We start from the raw sequence: 19445 nt of genomic DNA, 5'->3' as shown, positions 1-19445 counted from the left end.
ACTTAGAATTGTGCTTTGATTTGTGCAATAGCTTCCTTAATCTGTGATGCGTCCTGACATCCACCTTGAGCAAAGTCTGGCTTTCCACCACCACGACCATTAGTCACTTGATTGATTGTTTTTATCATATCTCCAGCCTTATAACCATCTTTAACCATAGATTTTGTAAGTGCCACAAAATATGAGATTTTTCCTTCATAAGTATTAACCATCACAACAAAACCATGTTGTAATTGATCTCTTAAATCAAAAGCCATTTGTTTTGCTGAAGCAACATCTTTACTTTCTTCTACAAATAAGAATTGAATACCATTAATATCTTCAATATTTTTTGTCTGTTCTTTTGCTGATAAGGCATTGATTTGATCTAAATATTGATTTCTTTCTTTTCTTAATTCATTTGTTTCTTCGATAAAATGTGTTACTTTTTCAATTGTTTCATTCTTATTTTTAATTTTTAATAAATCTTGAACCTGATTTAATAAAGCTTCACTTTCTTTAAAAGCATGGTAAGCCTGAATAGATGTGACAGCCTCAATACGTCTAACACCAGAACCAATGCTTTCTTCACCAACAATTTTAAAGATTCCAATTTCAATACTATTAGAAACATGGCATCCACCACATAATTCTTTAGAATAATCACCGACACTGACAACACGTACAACATCACCGTATTTTTCATCAAATAAAGCCATTGCTCCAGATTTCATTGCTTCATCTTTACTCATAGATTGAATACAAACATCTAAACCATTAAAAATCTGTTCATTGACTTGATCTTCTACTTGTTTCAATTCTTCATCTGTTACTTTTTGAGGATGTGTAAAGTCAAAACGCAATCTTTGATCATCAACATAAGAACCTGCCTGTGAAACATGATCTCCTAATACATTTTTAAGCGCTTTTTGTAAAAGATGTGTTGCTGTATGATTATGTGTAATCAAAGCACGTTTTTTCATATCTACATGAAGTGTAAGAACATCACCTATTTTAACACTTCCGTTTGTCACATGAATAGTATGCAAATGTTGTTGATGTGGAGCTTTACAAACATAAGTCACATTAACATCAGTACTTTCATTGTTCATTGTTCCTGTATCAGCACATTGACCACCCATTTCAGCATAGAAGGTTGTCTGATCTAAAATGATTTCACCTTTTGTATCAATCGCATCACATTTGACTCCATCAACAAATGTCGCAATGACCTTTGCCTGAATTGGTGCAGGATTATAGATAAATTCAGATGGTTCATCAAAAGCCATTAAATCTGGTTTTTGTGAACACATTGATTCCATATCTCCACGTGCATTTCTGGCACGTTCCTGTTGAGCTTTCATTTCTGCTTTAAATCCTTCTTCATCGACTTCAAAGCCTGATTCTTGAGCAATTTCCACAGTTAATTCTAATGGGAAACCATAAGTATCATATAATTTAAACGCATCTTGACCATTTAATAAATGATTTTCACTTTTTTGTAACATTTGATTTAATAGTTTTTCTCCGTTAGATAATGTCTTATGGAATGCTTCTTCTTCTTTTTTCACCAAACCACTGACATAGTCTACTTTTGATGGTAGATAATCATAGAAATCTTTCATGATATCCGCAACCACACCAACTAGTTCATACATAAATGAATGATCAATACCAATCTTTTTACCATAACGAACAGCACGTCTTAAAATTCTTCTTAAAACATAACCACGTCCAGCATTATCAAATAACGCACCATCGCTTAATGCAAAAGTCACAGTACGGATATGATCGGCAATCACACGATAAGCCATTTTGTTATCTTCATAAGGAACTTTTGCAAGCTTTTCAGTCGCATGGATAATTGGTAAGAATAAATCAGTATCAAAGTTTGTTTCTCCCTCTTGAATAATGCTGACAAGTCTTTCAAGACCCATTCCTGTATCAATATTTTTTTGTGGCAATTCTTTATAATCTTTACGATCAATGGCAGGATTGCAGTCATATTGTGAAAAGACAACATTCCATACTTCAATATAACGATCATTTTCCATTTCATCAAAGAATAGTTTTTCTCCTAATCCTTCAGGATCATATTTTTCTCCACGATCATAGAAAATTTCTGAATCTGGTCCCCCTGGACCTTCTCCGATTTCCCAGAAATTATCATCAGTTTTTAAAATATGACTTGGATCAACATGACATACTTCTGTCCAAATACGATAAGCATCTTCATCATCAGTATAAACACTGACATATAATTTGTCTTTATCAAACCCAATCCATTCTGGACTTGTTAAAAACTCCCAAGCAAAAGGAATGGCTTCTTCTTTAAAATAATCCCCAATTGAGAAGTTTCCTAACATTTCAAAAAATGTATGATGTCTGGCAGTTTTCCCTACATTTTCAATATCATTTGTACGAATAGATTTTTGTGCATTTGCAATACGATTACAAGCTGGTTTTTCTGTTCCATCAAAATATTTTTTTAATGCTGCAACACCAGCATTGATCCATAATAAAGTAGGATCATTGTGGGGAATCAATGATGCCCCTGGTTCAATCATATGTCCTTTAGACTTAAAAAAATCCAAAAACATCTGACGTACTTGATTTCCTGTTAATTGTTTCATAATTTTCCTCCTTTGAATAAAAAAAGTCATTCCTGAAAAGGAACGACTATTATCGCGGTACCATCCTCATTCATAATGAATATTCATTATGCTCTTTAATCGTTAACGCCGACATACGTTGATGTTTTCATCACTCTTAGAAGGTAGCTTTCTTTATAAGCTTCTAGAAATTTGCACCAACCATTTCCTCTCTATAAGTTCACTTATAAATACTTTTCTTCTTCAACGATTTGACTTTGATATTATATCCAATTTATCATAAAAAATCAATACTTCTTCTCATATTCAATATCAACAATCCCATTATAAACATATGTCTTGATTAAAGATAATCTTTTTTCATGATCAAAGTCTTCAAATAGACGTGCTCCTTTACCAATTAAAGCAGGAATCATAGAAATATGATACTCATCTATCATATTAGCTTGGATTAATGGAGTAATAAATTGTTGACCTCCACAAATCCAGATATCCTTTCCAGCTTCTTGTTTTAGTCTTTTAACTAAAGTGCAGATATCTTCCAAAGTAAAGACAATATTATCAAAAGATAATTGTGTTATCGATGATAAAACATAAATTTTCAATCCCTGATGAATCTGTTGCTCTAGTTTCTTTTGCATCATTTGAAAAGCTTTTTCACTCATAATGACACAATCAACATGTTTTAAAAGATGATAGTAACTTTCAGTTGGTGGATATGAAGTATTGTCACCATGTAACCAGTCAATACGACCATCTTGATCAGCCATATATCCATCTAAACTCATTGCAATATATAAAATAACTTTACGCATCATTGATTCCTACTTTCCATGATTTTTATAGTGACTTGGATATATCCATTGAATGACTTTCATTAAATAAGGTTCACACAATAAAACAATGAATGTGGTGAGTATATTATAGAAAGTATGCATATTGGCAATTTGATGGTTTGGGGATAAGGGTGATATATTTTTAATCATATCAATCAAAGGTAGGCATTGACATAAAACAAGAAAACTCATAGCTCCTACAAGATTAAAAAGGAAATGAAAAAGAGCCAGACGTTTACCATTACGACAACCAGATAAAGAAGCTAAAAAACCTGTGATACAGGTTCCTAAGTCAAAACCTAATAAAAGATAAACTGACTGTTGAAATGAAACAAGCTGTTGCATCGCTAAAATTTGTAAAATGCCTACGGATGCTGATGAACTTTGAATGAGTGCCGTAAATAACATACCCATACCAACACATAATAAAGGATTTTGAAGTTGCATAAAAAGACCAATAATCCATGAGGAATGTTGTAATGGCAGCATGGATTGTGACATCATTTCTAATCCCATAAACAAAAGACCTAAAGCCATCATGACTTGGCCTATAAGCTGTTTGATACCTTGACTAATCAGATAAAACAAAACTCCTATAAATGATAATGCTGGCGCAAAAGCACCGATATCTAAGGCTATCATCTGTCCAGTAATAGTCGTTCCAATGTTGGATCCCATCATAATCCATATTGCTCTTTTTAAAGTCATAATATGAGCATTTAAAAAACCAATCAATATCACACTCATAGCTGAAGAACTTTGGATCAAAGCTGTTAAAAGTATACCCACTCCTATCGCTTTCATGCGATGATTGGTTAATTTTAAAAGAATGATTTCTAATCTTTCTCCCAGTCCTGATGTCAATCCTTGTGACAACATATTCATTCCCAAAAGAAATAAAGCCAGTCCTCCTAATAAACCCAAATAATGTGTTGCTGTCATGATTTCACACCCCTTTATTATCATATATGATAATAAAAAGAAAATTTGAGAAATTCTTATTCATTTTCATGATGCATTATTCTTTGAATATCTTCTCTAATATGTAAATTCTTTAATAATTCTACAAGAAAAATCACATAAGATAACAATAATGGTGAAAAGATCATACCTACAATACCAAATAAATCACCAAAGAAGGTTAATGCTATAATAAGATAGATGGGGTGTATTTGAATGCCTCTAGAAAAAAGATAAGGCTGTAAATAGGAGGATTCCAGATATTGTAAAACCATAACAACAACAAAAGAAGCATAACCTAAATGTTGATCAATAAAAAACTCATAAATAATCACAGGAATACCACCAATATAAGGTCCAACATAAGGAATCAGATTTGTCAAAGCTAAAAATAAAGCAATCCAGATTGCATAATTTTGATTGATAAAGAAAAAAGGTATCAAACACATGATAAAGAAAAAGATAAAATCTAAAATCATAGATTTCATAAATTGATAAGTTGTTAATTTGAGTTTTTTTAGTGTTTGCATACAGATACCTTGTTTTTCAAAAGGTAAGTAGATAATCGTTTTTTCAATGAGATGTAAATTATCATAAGATAAATAAAAAGAAATACCTAAAGCAATTAATATATTACCTGCCCAATAAATAACGGCCTGTGTCCAACCATTAAAAATATCAATAAAATAATTAATAATCTGATAGTCTTCTAAAAAATGAATAAATGTTGAAAAGATGGGATTAACCATGATTTGACTATCACAAATGCGATGATAAAATAAAAGACATTGATCTAATAAATAAGGAATAAGAAAATAACAACTTAGAATAAATAATAATGAAAATGATAAATAAAGATGTGTAACAACGATTTTTCTTGATAAACGATCATTTGTAAAATAATCAATAATAGGATCAATTAAGAAATGAAAAAACAAAGCTATTAACAATGGAAATATCAATCGTAAAAGATAGCTGATAAGTGCTCCAATACGAAACAATGTATACACATAGTATAATAAAATCGCACATAGACTCAATAAAATAAGAGATTTTGCTATATTTTCTTTTTTCATAAAACCTCCTCGAGAAGAAAAGGACTGTTCATCAGTCCTTTTGTACTTCTTAAAGTTGTTCTTTAATCGCTTTTTTGGCTTTATGAACACTATGTTCAATGCTATCTGCACATGGCATATCACTCATCATAATCATTGCCGCAGCAACAATTCCTGCCGAGAAAAAAGCAACAGCTAATTTTGACATGATTATTCACTCCTTTAAAAGTACATTCTTAGTATGTCCTCATTATTCAAAATCATACAAAGAAATCTCTGGAGTTTTTTTCATTCTTTCAATTAATGTTGTTTTTCTTCTTTCATCCTGTTTATGTGTAACACCATAAACAAAAGCCTGATGACTTCCCAAAAACCATAAAGATTGTTTTGCTCGTGTGAGTCCAGTATAAATTAGATTTTTCTTCAACATAATATAATAGTCTTTAAGCACAGGCATAATCACAATTTTAAACTCATTCCCTTGTGATTTATGAACACTCATACAGTAAGCATGAGTTAAAGTATAAAACTCCTGTGGTGTATATTCTACAATCGTTCCATCAAAATCTACAATCATCTTATCTGTTAAATATTCAAAATTATCCTTATAACAAATCTCTACTAAAGTTCCTATATCACCATTAAAAACATTATCTTCAACACGATTTTTTAACTGTAAGATTTTATCTCCTTCTCTAAATACTCTTTTGCCCACACGCAATTCATTTTTAAATCCATCCGATGGATTCAACAATTCCTGTAAACAATCATTTAAAGCATCAATACCAGCAACTCCATTATACATCGGTGCTAAAACTTGGATATCTTGTCCATCATAGCCATCTTCTAATGCTTTGGATACAAGAACACGTACATACTTCACAACATCATAAGGTGTACATGTTTGAAAATGTATATCTGAATATTGAAAAAACAAGTTTTCATCATACTGATCATTACGAATACTATGTGCCAGTTGGACAATACCACTTTCTTTAGATTGACGATAGATGTAATGCAAAGCAATGGTAGGAATACATTCACTTTCTATTAAATCTTTTAAAACATGTCCTGGTGCAACAGATGGTAATTGCTGATCATCACCAATTAATAAAATCTGACTAACTTTTTGACACGCTAATAAAAGATGGGAAAATAACAACGAATCAACCATTGAAAACTCATCAATAATGAGTAAATCAACATCCAAAGGATTTTTTTCATTAACCGCAAAAGTATTGGTATGTAAATCCCATTTTAATAAACGATGAATTGTACATGCCTCAACACCAGTGACTTCACTTAAACGTTTTGCAGCTCTCCCAGTTGGGGCAACAATGGCTAATCGCTGATCAGGATTTAAACGTTGATAAATCTTAATCATCGCATTGACAATTGTTGTTTTTCCTGTTCCCGGTCCTCCTGTAATAATCATGGCTGAATGTTCCATAAAAAGTTTAATCGCATCTTTTTGAAAATCATCATATTCAATAAAAAGTTCTTTTTCTAAATCTTCTAAAATCTTGTCTATGTCTTTTGAATTAATATCATAAAGAGGTGTATGTAGCCATCTTTTAAAGATTTGTGATATGTTGATTTCACTTTGATATAACTCATAAGGATAATAACGATCTTCTTCTTGAATAATCTTGTTTTGTTCTAAAACATCAGTAAATGCTGCTTCAAAACTCTCATCATCTATTTTAGGTATATATCTATGAAATCTTTTGACAATTGTTTCATAGTTATGATAAGTACTTCCATCTTGAAAACAGGCTTCTTTTAAAGCATAGACAATGGCTGCCTGTATACGATGATGATCATATTGATCAACACCTATCTTTAAAGCTAAATCGTCCGCTGTCTTAAATCCTATTCCATCAATATCATCAATAAGCTGATAAGGATTATTTTGTAAAATATCCAATGTTTTTTCTTGATAAACAGCTTGAATTAAAGCCAGATGACGTGTAGAAATGCCATGTCCCATAAAAAACATCAAAACTTCCTGATCAAAATCCTGTGAAGACAAAACACTAGCTATGGTTTCACGCTTGGTTTCATTCATACCACGAACATGATCTAAAACATGTTTATCTTCTTTGATTTTGGTTAATGCATCTTTTCCTAAAACTTCTACAATAGCTGTTGCCTGTTTTTCACCAATGCCTTTAAATAAAGGACTAGATAAATAGCGAATGATTTCACTTTCTTCATTCGCTAAAACAATCTCATAAGATTGAATTTGAAATTGTTTACCATATTTAGGATGAATAATATATTCTCCCTGAAAATGATATTTATCTTGAAGATTGACATAACTCATATAACCTGTCGCTAAAATCGGTTTATCTTCCTGTTCACTATCAATCAGACAGACAATAAACTTAGTATCTTCACTATAAAATTTAATACGTTTTATAATTCCCGTATATGTCAACATTATAAGTATGTAATCTCCTTATCATCTTTATACACCTTTTCAATTGTGCCACCACCCAAGCAAACATCACCATCATAAAAAACTGCTGCTTGTCCTGGAGTAACGGCTTTAACAGGTTGCTTAAAAGTAACGAAAAGCGTATTTTCATCAATAAAACGGACAGACACATCATTATCTTTTTGACGATATCTAAATTTTGCTGTACAATCATAATCACCTTGTGGTTTTTGGCTGCTGATCCAATTGACATCCGTAATCAAAGCACCTTCACTCATTAACCACTGATTTTGATCACCTTGACACACATATAAAATATTTTCATCATATTTTTTCCCTACAACAAACCACGCATCTCCAGCGCCACCAATGCCTAAACCTTTACGTTGTCCAATTGTATAGTACATAATCCCCTGATGTTGACCAACAACCTGATTTGTTTCAATATCTACCATTTTTCCAGCTTTTGCAGGAATATAATTTTTCAAGAACTCTCTAAAATCTCTTTCTCCAATAAAACAGATTCCTGTACTATCTTTTTTATGAGCAACCGGAAGCTTTAAATCTTCTGCCAATTTTCTAACTTCTGGTTTTGTCATATGACCAATAGGAAAGAGTGAAGATTGTAGTTGAGATTGATTTAACTGACATAAAAAGTATGTCTGATCTTTATTAGAATCAACCCCTCTTAACATAACAGAATCTGCACCTTCATGATGTTCTACACGTGCATAATGACCTGTCGCAATATAATCTGCCTCAATAGATCTGGCATAATCTAAAAATGCCTTAAATTTAATATGTTTATTACATAAAATATCTGGATTCGGTGTTCTTCCTTTGGCATATTCTTCTAAAAAATAAGTAAAAACATGATCCCAATATTCTTTAATAAAATCTACACGTCTTAACTCAATACCTAGATGCTCTGCAACTTTCTTGGCATCATTATAATCTTTTTCCTGTGGGCAGATATCATCATTATTCGTTGGATTTCCTAAAATATCATTATTTAAAGATGAATCCCAGTTTCGCATAAAAACACCAATGACTTCATACCCTTGCTGTTTTAAAACATAAGCAGCAACTGCACTATCCACACCACCACTTAAACCTAATACAACTCTTTGTTTCATAGACGCCTCCTTCTTGGTTATTCTATCATTTTCTTTACAAATTATAAAGAAAAATCGATAAAGATGTAAAACAACTTTATCGATTTTCATTATTATTTCAATTTAGACATTGGAAGCATCGCAGCACCGATAGCACCACAGTCTTCTAATTCTCTTTCTAAAATAGGAATATGTCCTCTCATACCAACATGGATTTTTGCATTAAACTGTTCAACCAATTGATCATAGAAATATTTTTTAGATTTCATGACACCGCCACCTAATACAAAGCAATGTGGATCAACAGTATGCGCAATATCAGCTAACATTGTTGCCAGTTCACTAATACATTCATCAACAATACCTTTGGCTTTCATATCTCCTTCATCAGCCAATCTAAAAACATCTCCAGCATGATGTACACGTTCTTCACCTAAAATTTCTTTCCCTTTACGTGTAATCGCCGTTCCACTTGCTTCACCTTCAACAGCTCCTGGATTTAAGGCACCAAATTTATATCCATTATTTTTAACAATGATGTTTCCTACTTCACCAGCATGACCACGTCCTCCAGATACAAGTTGACCATTTACAACAAATGCGCCACCAATTCCTGTAGAAATTGTCACATAATAACAAGTTGGTTTTCCTTTTCCAGCTCCTAGTAAAGCTTCTGCCAATCCAGCAACATTGGCATCATTATCAATAAATACAGGTAAATTAAAACGAGTTGAAAGTTTTTCACAGATAGGATAGTTTTCAAATCCCGGTAAGTTTGTTGCCATAATCATGACACCATGTTCTGTATCAACTGGTCCCGGAACACCAATTCCAATTCCTTGAACATTTTGAATACCACCACAAACTGAACAATCTAAACTTTCAATTTGTCTGATAATTTTTGAACAAACATAGTCAGGTCCATTTTCTCTTTCAGTCGCATCTTTGACTTCACTGTATGACTGTCCATTTTCGTCAACCAAAAGAGTACGTACATTTGTTCCACCTAAATCAATCCCAATATAATATTTCATTCTAGTTCTCCTTCCTTCATTTATATTTATTATACAATAAAACAAACCGTTTTCATAGCTTCTTTTCATGAAACAATTTATTTTTCAAAACTTCTAAATGATGTGGTAAAGGACAAGTAATCACCTGATCCTGTAAATATTTTAAAGAACCTATTGGTTTAATAAAACAAATAGAATAAGCATGCAGAAACTGATTTTGAAAATGATAAGTTTTTTTCAAATAACGATTCAATTCAAAATCTCCATATTTACTATCACCAATGATAGGATGTCCAGCACTGGATAAATGTAAACGTATCTGGTGCGTTCTTCCTGTAATAATTTTCACTTTTAATAATGAATATTTTTGATTTGATTGAATATTTTCAACAATGGTATGCATTTTTAATGCGCCTTCAGTCGAAGGTGATACCATTCTTGCCAAAGAGCGATCACTATCTTTTTTCATATATCCAATTAACTCACCACTAGGCATATAGCCTTTACAGATCGTTAAATAAGTTTTATCAATACAATGACGTTTTTTCATCATTTCATTTAAATCCTGTAAAGCTCTCATTGTTTTTCCAAAAATGACAATTCCACTTGTATTACGATCCAAACGATGAACAGGACCCGGTGTAAAACCTAAAGTTTGGTTTGGGTCATATTCCCCCTTTTGATATAAATATGTTAAAACTTGATTGGATAATGTATTGACATCTTCATGGATATCTTCATGAACTAATAATCCGGCTGGTTTATTAACAATCAAAACATTATCATCTTCATATAAAACATCAAAAGTGATGGGTAAATCAAAAATACTTTGTGGTTGTGTTAATTCTAAAAAACGATCTTCATACAAAAATAATTCAACCAGATCTCCTTTTTTTAAAATATAGTTTTCTTTTACTCTGACACCATTCACTTTCACATCTTTTTTTCTTAACATCTTATAAATCATTTGAGGTGGTGCTTGAGAAAGTAATTTTTTTAAATACTTATCAATTCTTTGATTTTCATAATTTTCATCTATTCTTAAAGTTTTCATGTCATCACCTCTTTCATTTTAACAAAGTTTGATAGAAAAAAATATACATTTTTAATTGAAAGCCTTTACAACTTTTAAATCTCTGTTATAATTATCTATGTTAAGTGGTTCTCACTTAAACATACCCCCTATTATTACCCTAACGTGTAAAATAATAGAGATAAAAGAAAGTATGCTCCCCCGCATACTTTCTTTTTATGTTATAATTGGCATGAGGTGAAAATCATGGAAAAAGAAATTCAAAGAACAGTGATTTATGATGGGAAAATTATGCAGGTAACACGTGAAGAAGTTGAATTAGAAAATGGTGAACATGCTTATCGAGAAGTTGTTTATCATCATGGTGGTGTCTGCATTTTAGCTATCAAAAATCATCAGATTCTTCTTGTAAAACAGTTTCGTTACCCTAATCGTATAGAAACATTAGAAATTCCTGCTGGTAAACTAGAAGCAAATGAAAATCCCAAAGATTGTGCTTTTCGTGAATTAGAGGAAGAAACAAACAATCGTGCACGTGGGATGAAGTTTATTATGAAAGTCTTACCATCTCCCGGTTATACAAGTGAATGGTTATATCTTTATGAAGCGATTGATTTTGAAGAAGTTGATGATGCTTTAGAGGGTGATGAAGATGAATTTATTGATATTGTGAAATTAGATATTGATGAAGCTTATCAAAAAGTTTTAAATGGAGAAATTGTTGATGCGAAAACTGTTATTGCGATTATGTATGCTTATCAGCAAGTTCATCTTTAAAAAGTGGTTTTCCACTTTTTTTATTTTATAAGACAAAAAAAGTTATCCATATGGATAACCTTACTTTTATATTGGCGGTCTGGACGGGGCTCGAACCCGCGACCTCCGCCGTGACAGGGCGGCATTCTAACCAACTGAACTACCAGACCAATATATATACACTGCCAAGAGTTTTTCAATGGCGGAGACAGAGGGATTTGAACCCTCGCGCCAGTTTCCCGACCTACACCCTTAGCAGGGGCGCCTCTTCAGCCTCTTGAGTATGTCTCCTTCAGTTGCCTAACTATAATAACATACCTTTTTAAAGATTTCAATACTAAAATGAAAAAAGTTTATATAAAAAAAAAGAGTTGAAAAATCAACTCCTACTTGTTAAAAAATTGTGGTAAATAATCTTTATGTGCTTCTAATAATTCATCAATAACAGTATTAGCGATTTCGTCACTTGGACATAATGGATTCATATTTAAAGCAGTGACTGCTAAATCACGATCCCCTTTAATCGCTGCTTCAATAACTAAACGTTCAAATGTTTTCATCATTTGTACATATCCACTGATTGGTAATTTTAAAGCTCCCGTCGCGATTGGTTGAGGACCATTGGCAGTGATACGACAAGCCACTTCAACAGCACTATCCATTGGTAAATCTGCAATGGCTCCATTATTGCGTACATCTACGTATTGAATATCACCTTTATTTGTATAAATAGAAGCAATTAAATTACATGCAGCATCTGAATATTTTGCTCCACCACGCATTGCCAGCTGTTCTGGTTTTTCTTGAAGTTCTTCATGACTATATAATTCAAATAATTCTTCTTCAGTCTTGCTGACAACTTCACCACGCACTGTTCCTGTTTTGAACTGTTCTAATTCTTCTTCTAACTGTTCTTTTGTAAAGAAGTAGTAATTATGATATGGACATGGAATAGCTTTTAATCCTTTGATAAAGGATGGAGAATATGGTAACGATACGAAGTTTTTCATTTGAATTGTATCTTCTGGTTTTAAATGTGCATATTGATTTAATAATTCATCAAAACGAGAAACACCATCAACAAAAACATCTGTCGCAAAAATAAAATGATTAACACCTTGAATTTGCATTGTCACTTGACTTTCGTCCACATTTAACATCTTTGCAAAACCAGCAACCATATTCACTGGAACATTACAAAGTCCAATGGCTTTTTTAAAGTTTGTATAACGTAAAATAGCTTCTGTAACCATTCCTGCTGGATTAGTAAAGTTAATCAGCCATGCATTTGGACATAATTCTTCGATATCTTTGACAATATCTAAAATAACGGGAATGGTACGAAAAGCCTTAAACATTCCTCCTGCTCCATTGGTTTCTTGTCCAATCATGCCATGACTTAATGGAATTCTTTCATCTAAAACACGTGCTGGTAAACGTCCAATACGCATTTGTGTTGTGACAAAATCAGCATCTTTCAAAGCTTCACGACGATCATAACTTAAAATAATCTTCATCGGTACTCCTGCTTTTTTAACCATACGTTTGGCTAACGCACCAACTGTTTCTAATTTTTCACGTCCTGCTTCAATATCTACTAACCATAATTCTTTTACTGGTAAGTGATCATATCTTTTGATAAATCCTTCCACAAGTTCTGGAGTATAGCTACTTCCTCCTCCAATTGTTACAATTTTCACACCATCTTTATTCATCATTTGACACCTCTTTCTTTTTGACGTCTTCATTATAAAATAGTTATATAAAAATGCAATCCATCATATCATTAACTATACCGGTATAATTATTTATGTGGTATAATAAAAATGGTGATTGACATGACAAAATATGAATACTTAGCCCAATTATTAGAACAAGATATTATTAACCAAACATATAAACGTGGAGAAAAACTTCCTTCGATTCAAATGCTATCTAAACAATATCATTGCAGTAAAGAAACAGTCATCAAAGCCTATCAGTTGTTAGTGCATCAGCATTTGATTTATGCTAAAGCACAAAGTGGCTATTATGTTTTAAGTAGCCCTGTTTTACCATCGCCTTCTACCCATCATTATTCCTTAGAAACAGGTAATCCACCTATTCATGCAACTTCACTGGAAGATGCCAAACATTGCCTTTCTTTAGCCATCGACGAATATCGTGAATCGTCTTTAAATCTTTCTTTACAGGGAGTTCAATCATTACGTCAAACACTAGCAGATTATTTTTTTCAAATGGGTATTTATACAAAAGAAAGCTCTATTTATCTGATTCAAGGCATTACTCAGACACTTTCTTTTTTATCTTCTATGACTTTTCCCAATCATCATTCATATATTTTAATCGAAGAACCCACTTATAGTTATTATGTACGCTTTCTTCAATCTTTATCCTTACCTGTTTTAACAATTTCTCGTGATGAAAATGGCATTGATTTACAACAGTTACAATTTCTTTTTGAACATTATGATATTAAATTCTTTTACACTATTGCACGTAACCATAATCCACTGGGAACAACCTATCCTACCAAATTACGTCAAAAAATCGCAGCTCTCGCATTAAAATATAATGTCTATATTATAGAAGATGATTATTTTGGTCATTGCAGTTCAACTTCTCATTATCTGCCTTTATTTTATTATATGGAAGGCAAAAACTGTATTTATTTAACTAGTTTTTCAAAAACCATTCCTTATATCCGTATTGGTGTCGCAATCGTTCATCAGGATTTTCAAGAAACATTTGACCAAATGACTCATCAATCTTACTATTATTCTTATCAGTTGCCATCCCTTATTTCTCAGGCAACATTAGAATCTTATATTAAAAGCTCCCTCTATGACAAACAGACACAACAACTTCAAAATCATCTCAAAAAAGATTATCAAGTCATCAAAAAAATCACTCAAAGCTGGGATTCTCAACTTTTAAAAGTGATTTCAAGTTATTCAGGTTATTATTTCACAATTCAATTTCTTGTTTCTATTAACTTAGATGTTCTCCAACAAAAACTAAGAAAAAATCATATAGAGATTGCCAGAAACGAAAGATGTTTTTATAATCCTTCACATTTTCAAAATTCTATCCGTTTAAGTCTGGCTAGAATTGATCATCAGGATTTAAAAAAAGCCCTTGAATTATTTTATCAAACCTTTTTAGATTGTTTATAAAAACTTCTTTTTCTTAAATAAAATAATCAATCCCACCACAATGATGCCACTCAAAACAATGATAGCTGGATAACCATAAACACTTTTTAATTCTGGCATATTTTCAAAATTCATACCATACCATCCAGCAATCAAAGTCAATGGCATAAAAATAGTTGTGACAACTGTAAAAAACTGCATTGTTTTATTCAATTTATAATCTTCTCTTGATTGATGTGCTGTTTGAGCCTGATTCAAGATTTCTCTTAACATTTCTACATTTTTAGATAAACGTTCAATGCGACGTGTAAAAATTTCAAAATAACGTGAATCGTCATCTTCAAAAATATGATGATGGTTCATTTCTAAGTCTTCTCCTATAGTCATCAGGTTTTCATAATAATTTTGTAAAAGCAAAAGTTCTTTATTCAACTGTCGTAATTGATTGGTAAAGCTCATAGCATCTTCTTCGTGTGATTCTAGTTCTTCTATTTCATTTTGAAGTTCTTCTAAATAGCGATAATCTGCTGCCAGTAAATCACTTAAAAAATAATAAACAAGACGTGTAATAGAAACATCTCTTTGTAAGACATCATCTGTTGATGATTGAAAGACTTCACGAATATGCTGATCTTCATCATCAATGACGACAACTAAAAATAAATGTTTAAAGATAAATAAGGCTAGGGTATCCTTTTTTACAAAAATGTCACGAGCATTAATTAAATGTATTAAACCATAGTAATAATGATAGGCAGGAATAATCATATTTTGATGAAACAAAGATGGATCTTCTAATCGTTCAATAGAAGTCTGTTCAATACATAATTGTTGATAACAAGATTTTAATTCATCTAAATTCATCATTCCAATATAACGATGATTTTCTTGAATATCTTGAATATTCACTTGTACTTTATGATGATCAACCTGATAAATCATATTCTTCCTCCTATGAAAAAATAGGGTTTTCTCCCCTATTTTTTAGTATCAATTAAATCTAATAAATCTTGAACTGTCGTAATTTTTAATAATTCATCATCTTGAAATTCCACACCCAGTTCTTCTTCTAATTCAAAAACAAGATCAACAAGATCTAATGAATCAATACCTAAATCTTTAAATGATGATTCTTTTGTGAGTGTCTGATCTTTTAATTTAGAAGATAATCTTTCTTTGATTTTATCAAAATAATCCATTTTGTATTCACCTCATTTTCATTATAATCATAACATTATCAAAACACAATCTCTTTTCTTACATAAACGCTTCTTTATGACAAAGAACATATTGTAAACTCAAGGCTTCTAAATCTTCTTTTAATTCTTGAAATTCATGATCCAACAAATCAAATAACCATGAAACTTCACTATAATCCAGATTCTTTAATTCTTCAACTCTTTGTTGTTGATCTTCTGGTACAATTCCTTCTTGAAAAAGACCATTACCACGATCTAAAATCAACGCTGTACGTTTTGCTTTCATTTCCAATAATGCTTCAACTGTTTCATTAGCAAAATTACCAGCTGCTTCACTATAATAAGATTCAATACCTCCATCACACATTCTCAAGACAAAAGTTTGACATAAATAGAAGACTCTTTCAATACCATTGAGTTCATTTATTAAATCCCCATTTTCACATTTTTGACAAATGATATTGTATAAATCTATCACCAAGTGACTTTGATCTTGACGTGCAATGATTTCACTTGCTTGAAAGGTCAAATCATCTAAAACATCTTCTACCGTCGGCATAAACAAACCTCCTCTTTTTTATTGTATACTCTTTTTGCTTAAAAGTATAGAATTATCCCTTTATCTTTACTATAAAGATGATTATAATAGACATATGGAAAAAGAAATATTAAAAATTTTAAAGAACAACCAGAATGAATATATTTCTGGACAAAAAATAAGTGAAAGTTTAAGTGTTTCTCGCATGACAATATCATCTTGCATTAAAAAATTAAAAGAGAAAGGATACCATATTATATCATCTACAAAAAAAGGATATTGTCTAACGGAGGATAATGATATCATTCTTATTGAAAATATCAAATCAGCAATTCCTGATTTTTTTCAAAATATCAAATATTTTGATGAAATGGATTCAACGAATGATTATTTAAAAAGAACTTCTCATCAACAGGGAGATATTGTGATTGCGCAATCTCAAACAAAAGGAAAAGGCAGAAATGGAAAAAGCTTTTATTCTCCTCAACAAAAGGGTATTTATGTATCTTTTGTTTTAAAACCAGATTTAACTATCTATGATTCCTTAAAAATCACTGCATGTCTGGCTGTATCACTCGTTAAAGCTATCGAAAAGAATTATCCTGTACATCCTCAAATCAAATGGGTTAATGACATTATGATTCATGATTTCAAGATTGCTGGTATTTTATGTGAAGCCAGTTTAGAGATGAACACAGCACAAATTGAGCAGATGATTGTAGGAATCGGTATCAATGTTCATTCTTATTCTATGCCTGATTATCTTCAAAATATAGCTGCCTGTATTGAAGATTTCTGCTCTATAAAAGCTTCCAGAGAACAGTTATTGATTGATTTTTTCAATATCTTTTATCAGGATTATCTCATGTTGTCAACTTTATCGTGGTTAGATTTCTATCGCCAACATTCTTATATCTTACATCAAGACATTACAGTCTATGAAAACAATAAAGCCTATCCAGCCTATGTTTTAGACATCAATGATGATGCTTCTTTAAAAATTCAAAGTGAACAAGGGATTAAAAACCTCAGTTCCGGTGAAATTTCTATTCGTAAGAGGACATCATCATGATGTTTTTTTATGAAAATAGGATTGAATTTCTTCTTTATTTAAATGCTCACCAATCACAATCATCACATCCTGTCCTATAGAAATAGGTGTTAAAGACATAGATTGTCTGGTCGCATTCATTTCAAACCACTGATCATTTTCACAAATAAAGCCCTTGATACGAAAAACATCTCCACATCTTGTATCATTGAAAAGATATTGGACAGTTCTCTTTAAACTTTCCTGATTCAAATGAGTATTCATAAAATAAAGAGATGTATATGCCTTTTGATAATCCATATCGTATTTCACATAATCATAAAAGATTATCTGTTTTGACATCATCCATTGAAAGTCTTCATCATTCCAATGATTCCAATGCGTATAAAAATCATAATCCTGAAGAATTCTTGAACATTGAATCTCCTGGAGATATTTTTGTAATAATTGTTTTGTTTGTTGTATTTCTTCTTGTAAGGCTTCATCATAATGGCTTAACAAAATACAACTGGCATGAGCCATCTGACTAGCCAATAAATAACGTGAAGATTTTGATAGATTCTGTTCCAATTTGGCATTAACGATAGTATAAACATGACCTATTTCATACCAGTTTTCTAAAGGTTCTTCATGAAGAACATCAAAGAATTCATCAACTTCATAAATTCCAGAAGGTTCAACTAATAAATAATCATATTTCAACATCCCCATTGATATGAGCTTTGTCTTAAAACGTCTTTGATGTGTTTGTTGATCTCCCCCACCGGTAATCATTTCTAAATCACATTGATGTCCTAATGCATCTTGTAAAAGCATCATATCTACATTGACTGCACCAAAATCATTTTCAAGAATACCAACCTTATAACCCTGTGCTACTAAATAAGAAGCATAATGTTTAATAAAGGTGGTTTTTCCCGAACCTAAAAAACCTGTAATTAAATCAATCTTTGTCAAAAATATCATCTCCTTTTTTAATCTTTATCATCAAAATGAAAGTATTATAGAAATAACTAAAGCTGGTAACAGATTCGCAACTCTGATTGTACGAGGCCATATCAGGTTGATTCCTACACAAAAAATCAAAATATTTCCCACCATATCTAAATGATTCAAAAGTGATGTTGTCATAAACGGTGCTAAACCAACTGATAACGCTGTTAATGCTCCTTGTAAAAAAGCAACAGGAATAAAAGCAAAAGAGCAACCTTTTCCCATTGATGAAGACATCACTAGAATAATTACAAAATCCAAAACAGCTTTAGCAAACAAAATTGAAGGATTCGCATAAATCCCATCTTGAATTGCTCCTATAATAGCCATAGCCCCAATACAGACAGTCAATGACGCTGTGACAAAAGCATTGACAAACTGATGATCACCTTGACTCTTTGTTTTCAGCTTTAACCAGTTTCCAAACTTTTCAAAGAGATGATCAATATCAATCATTTCTCCTATTAATGCACCTATCACCAATGATAAAATCACGTTCATTGAACCGGTTGTCTGAATCCCAACTTGTTGAATCACAAACATTTTTGATAAAGTTCCTGAGAGTGCTAAAAACATTGTCGCTATACCTGTAGCTTTCATTATTGTTTCCTGATAACGATCTTTTAATAAATTTTTACAAAAAAGTCCTAAACTTCCACCAATGATAATGGCCAATACATTCACAATTGTACCCATTCCACGCATCATTC

Annotated in this window: 18 protein-coding genes, 2 tRNA genes and 1 other annotated feature; of the genes, 3 read left to right on the top strand and 17 right to left on the bottom strand. The window is 31.7% G+C overall.

The genetic code is table 11. The annotated features are described in order from the left end of the window. Positions 1-2: 2 nt before the first annotated feature. From alaS to ACGHJ8_RS05255, 9 genes are all read right to left on the bottom strand, one after another. On the bottom strand, positions 3-2612 hold the full coding sequence (alaS, locus tag ACGHJ8_RS05295) for an alanine--tRNA ligase (protein ID WP_390542113.1): 2610 nt from the start codon (positions 2610-2612) through the stop codon (positions 3-5). Positions 2613-2647: 35 nt separating this feature from the next. Beyond that, positions 2648-2847: a binding site (T-box leader), on the bottom strand. Between the two features lie 31 nt (positions 2848-2878). Next, positions 2879-3406: a dihydrofolate reductase family protein gene (locus ACGHJ8_RS05290; RefSeq protein WP_162607640.1), complete on the bottom strand. Its 528-nt coding sequence runs from the start codon at positions 3404-3406 to the stop codon at positions 2879-2881. A gap of 9 nt (positions 3407-3415) precedes the next feature. Next, positions 3416-4369: a Na/Pi cotransporter family protein gene (locus ACGHJ8_RS05285; protein WP_205089745.1), complete on the bottom strand. Its 954-nt coding sequence runs from the start codon at positions 4367-4369 to the stop codon at positions 3416-3418. Positions 4370-4425: 56 nt separating this feature from the next. Next, complete coding sequence (locus ACGHJ8_RS05280) at positions 4426-5463, bottom strand: AI-2E family transporter (RefSeq protein ID WP_087357700.1); 1038 nt, start codon at positions 5461-5463, stop codon at positions 4426-4428. A gap of 49 nt (positions 5464-5512) precedes the next feature. After that, positions 5513-5650, bottom strand: coding sequence for a hypothetical protein (locus tag ACGHJ8_RS05275; RefSeq protein ID WP_162607639.1), 138 nt, complete (start codon positions 5648-5650; stop codon positions 5513-5515). Positions 5651-5692: 42 nt separating this feature from the next. Then, complete coding sequence (locus tag ACGHJ8_RS05270) at positions 5693-7885, bottom strand: ATP-dependent RecD-like DNA helicase (RefSeq protein ID WP_390542109.1); 2193 nt, start codon at positions 7883-7885, stop codon at positions 5693-5695. Next, on the bottom strand, positions 7885-9018 hold the full coding sequence (mnmA, locus tag ACGHJ8_RS05265; protein ID WP_087357698.1) for a tRNA 2-thiouridine(34) synthase MnmA: 1134 nt from the start codon (positions 9016-9018) through the stop codon (positions 7885-7887). The genes ACGHJ8_RS05270 and mnmA overlap by 1 nt, the downstream gene beginning before the upstream one ends. Before the next feature lie 92 nt (positions 9019-9110). Then, complete coding sequence (locus tag ACGHJ8_RS05260) at positions 9111-10031, bottom strand: ROK family protein (RefSeq protein ID WP_087357697.1); 921 nt, start codon at positions 10029-10031, stop codon at positions 9111-9113. 52 nt (positions 10032-10083) lie between these two features. Continuing rightward, on the bottom strand, positions 10084-11064 hold the full coding sequence (locus tag ACGHJ8_RS05255) for an RluA family pseudouridine synthase (RefSeq protein WP_087357696.1): 981 nt from the start codon (positions 11062-11064) through the stop codon (positions 10084-10086). A gap of 225 nt (positions 11065-11289) precedes the next feature. On the opposite strand from ACGHJ8_RS05255, the gene ACGHJ8_RS05250 reads away from it, so the two are divergent. Beyond that, on the top strand, positions 11290-11820 hold the full coding sequence (locus tag ACGHJ8_RS05250; RefSeq protein WP_211964948.1) for an NUDIX hydrolase: 531 nt from the start codon (positions 11290-11292) through the stop codon (positions 11818-11820). Positions 11821-11892: 72 nt separating this feature from the next. Here ACGHJ8_RS05250 and ACGHJ8_RS05245 read toward each other — a convergent pair. The 3 genes from ACGHJ8_RS05245 to ACGHJ8_RS05235 all read right to left on the bottom strand — a co-directional run bounded on the left by ACGHJ8_RS05245 (position 11893) and on the right by ACGHJ8_RS05235 (position 13514). Next, positions 11893-11969, bottom strand: a tRNA-Asp gene (locus tag ACGHJ8_RS05245). A gap of 30 nt (positions 11970-11999) precedes the next feature. Beyond that, positions 12000-12090, bottom strand: a tRNA-Ser gene (locus ACGHJ8_RS05240). Between the two features lie 95 nt (positions 12091-12185). After that, complete coding sequence (locus tag ACGHJ8_RS05235) at positions 12186-13514, bottom strand: 6-phospho-beta-glucosidase (RefSeq protein ID WP_390542418.1); 1329 nt, start codon at positions 13512-13514, stop codon at positions 12186-12188. A 123-nt stretch (positions 13515-13637) separates the two neighbouring features. Between ACGHJ8_RS05235 and ACGHJ8_RS05230 the strand changes: the two genes are divergently transcribed. Beyond that, complete coding sequence (locus ACGHJ8_RS05230; protein ID WP_390542106.1) at positions 13638-14975, top strand: PLP-dependent aminotransferase family protein; 1338 nt, start codon at positions 13638-13640, stop codon at positions 14973-14975. Here ACGHJ8_RS05230 and ACGHJ8_RS05225 read toward each other — a convergent pair. The 3 genes from ACGHJ8_RS05225 to ACGHJ8_RS05215 are packed head-to-tail and all read right to left on the bottom strand — an operon-like array spanning position 14970 to position 16712. Beyond that, positions 14970-15896 carry a CorA family divalent cation transporter gene (locus tag ACGHJ8_RS05225; RefSeq protein ID WP_390542104.1) on the bottom strand — a complete coding sequence of 309 codons (927 nt, stop codon included), beginning with the start codon at positions 15894-15896 and terminating at the stop codon, positions 14970-14972. The genes ACGHJ8_RS05230 and ACGHJ8_RS05225 overlap by 6 nt on opposite strands. Before the next feature lie 35 nt (positions 15897-15931). Then, positions 15932-16153: an acyl carrier protein gene (locus tag ACGHJ8_RS05220; protein ID WP_087357692.1), complete on the bottom strand. Its 222-nt coding sequence runs from the start codon at positions 16151-16153 to the stop codon at positions 15932-15934. Positions 16154-16211: 58 nt separating this feature from the next. Beyond that, positions 16212-16712, bottom strand: coding sequence for a DUF4375 domain-containing protein (locus tag ACGHJ8_RS05215; RefSeq protein ID WP_390542101.1), 501 nt, complete (start codon positions 16710-16712; stop codon positions 16212-16214). 94 nt (positions 16713-16806) lie between these two features. On the opposite strand from ACGHJ8_RS05215, the gene ACGHJ8_RS05210 reads away from it, so the two are divergent. After that, positions 16807-17763, top strand: a complete 957-nt coding sequence (locus ACGHJ8_RS05210) for a biotin--[acetyl-CoA-carboxylase] ligase (protein WP_205089737.1) — start codon at positions 16807-16809, stop codon at positions 17761-17763. Here the strand turns inward: ACGHJ8_RS05210 and ACGHJ8_RS05205 are convergent. After that, on the bottom strand, positions 17758-18699 hold the full coding sequence (locus ACGHJ8_RS05205; RefSeq protein WP_390542099.1) for a GTP-binding protein: 942 nt from the start codon (positions 18697-18699) through the stop codon (positions 17758-17760). The genes ACGHJ8_RS05210 and ACGHJ8_RS05205 overlap by 6 nt on opposite strands. Before the next feature lie 30 nt (positions 18700-18729). Further along, positions 18730-19443 carry a DUF554 domain-containing protein gene (locus tag ACGHJ8_RS05200; protein WP_390542097.1) on the bottom strand — a complete coding sequence of 238 codons (714 nt, stop codon included), beginning with the start codon at positions 19441-19443 and terminating at the stop codon, positions 18730-18732. Between the last annotated feature and the right edge of the window lie 2 nt (positions 19444-19445).

Source organism: Massiliimicrobium timonense (genome assembly GCF_042850985.1).
Taxonomy (GTDB): Bacteria; Bacillota_I; Bacilli_A; order Erysipelotrichales; family Coprobacillaceae; genus Allocoprobacillus.
This window is presented reverse-complemented; position numbering and strand designations above follow the sequence as displayed.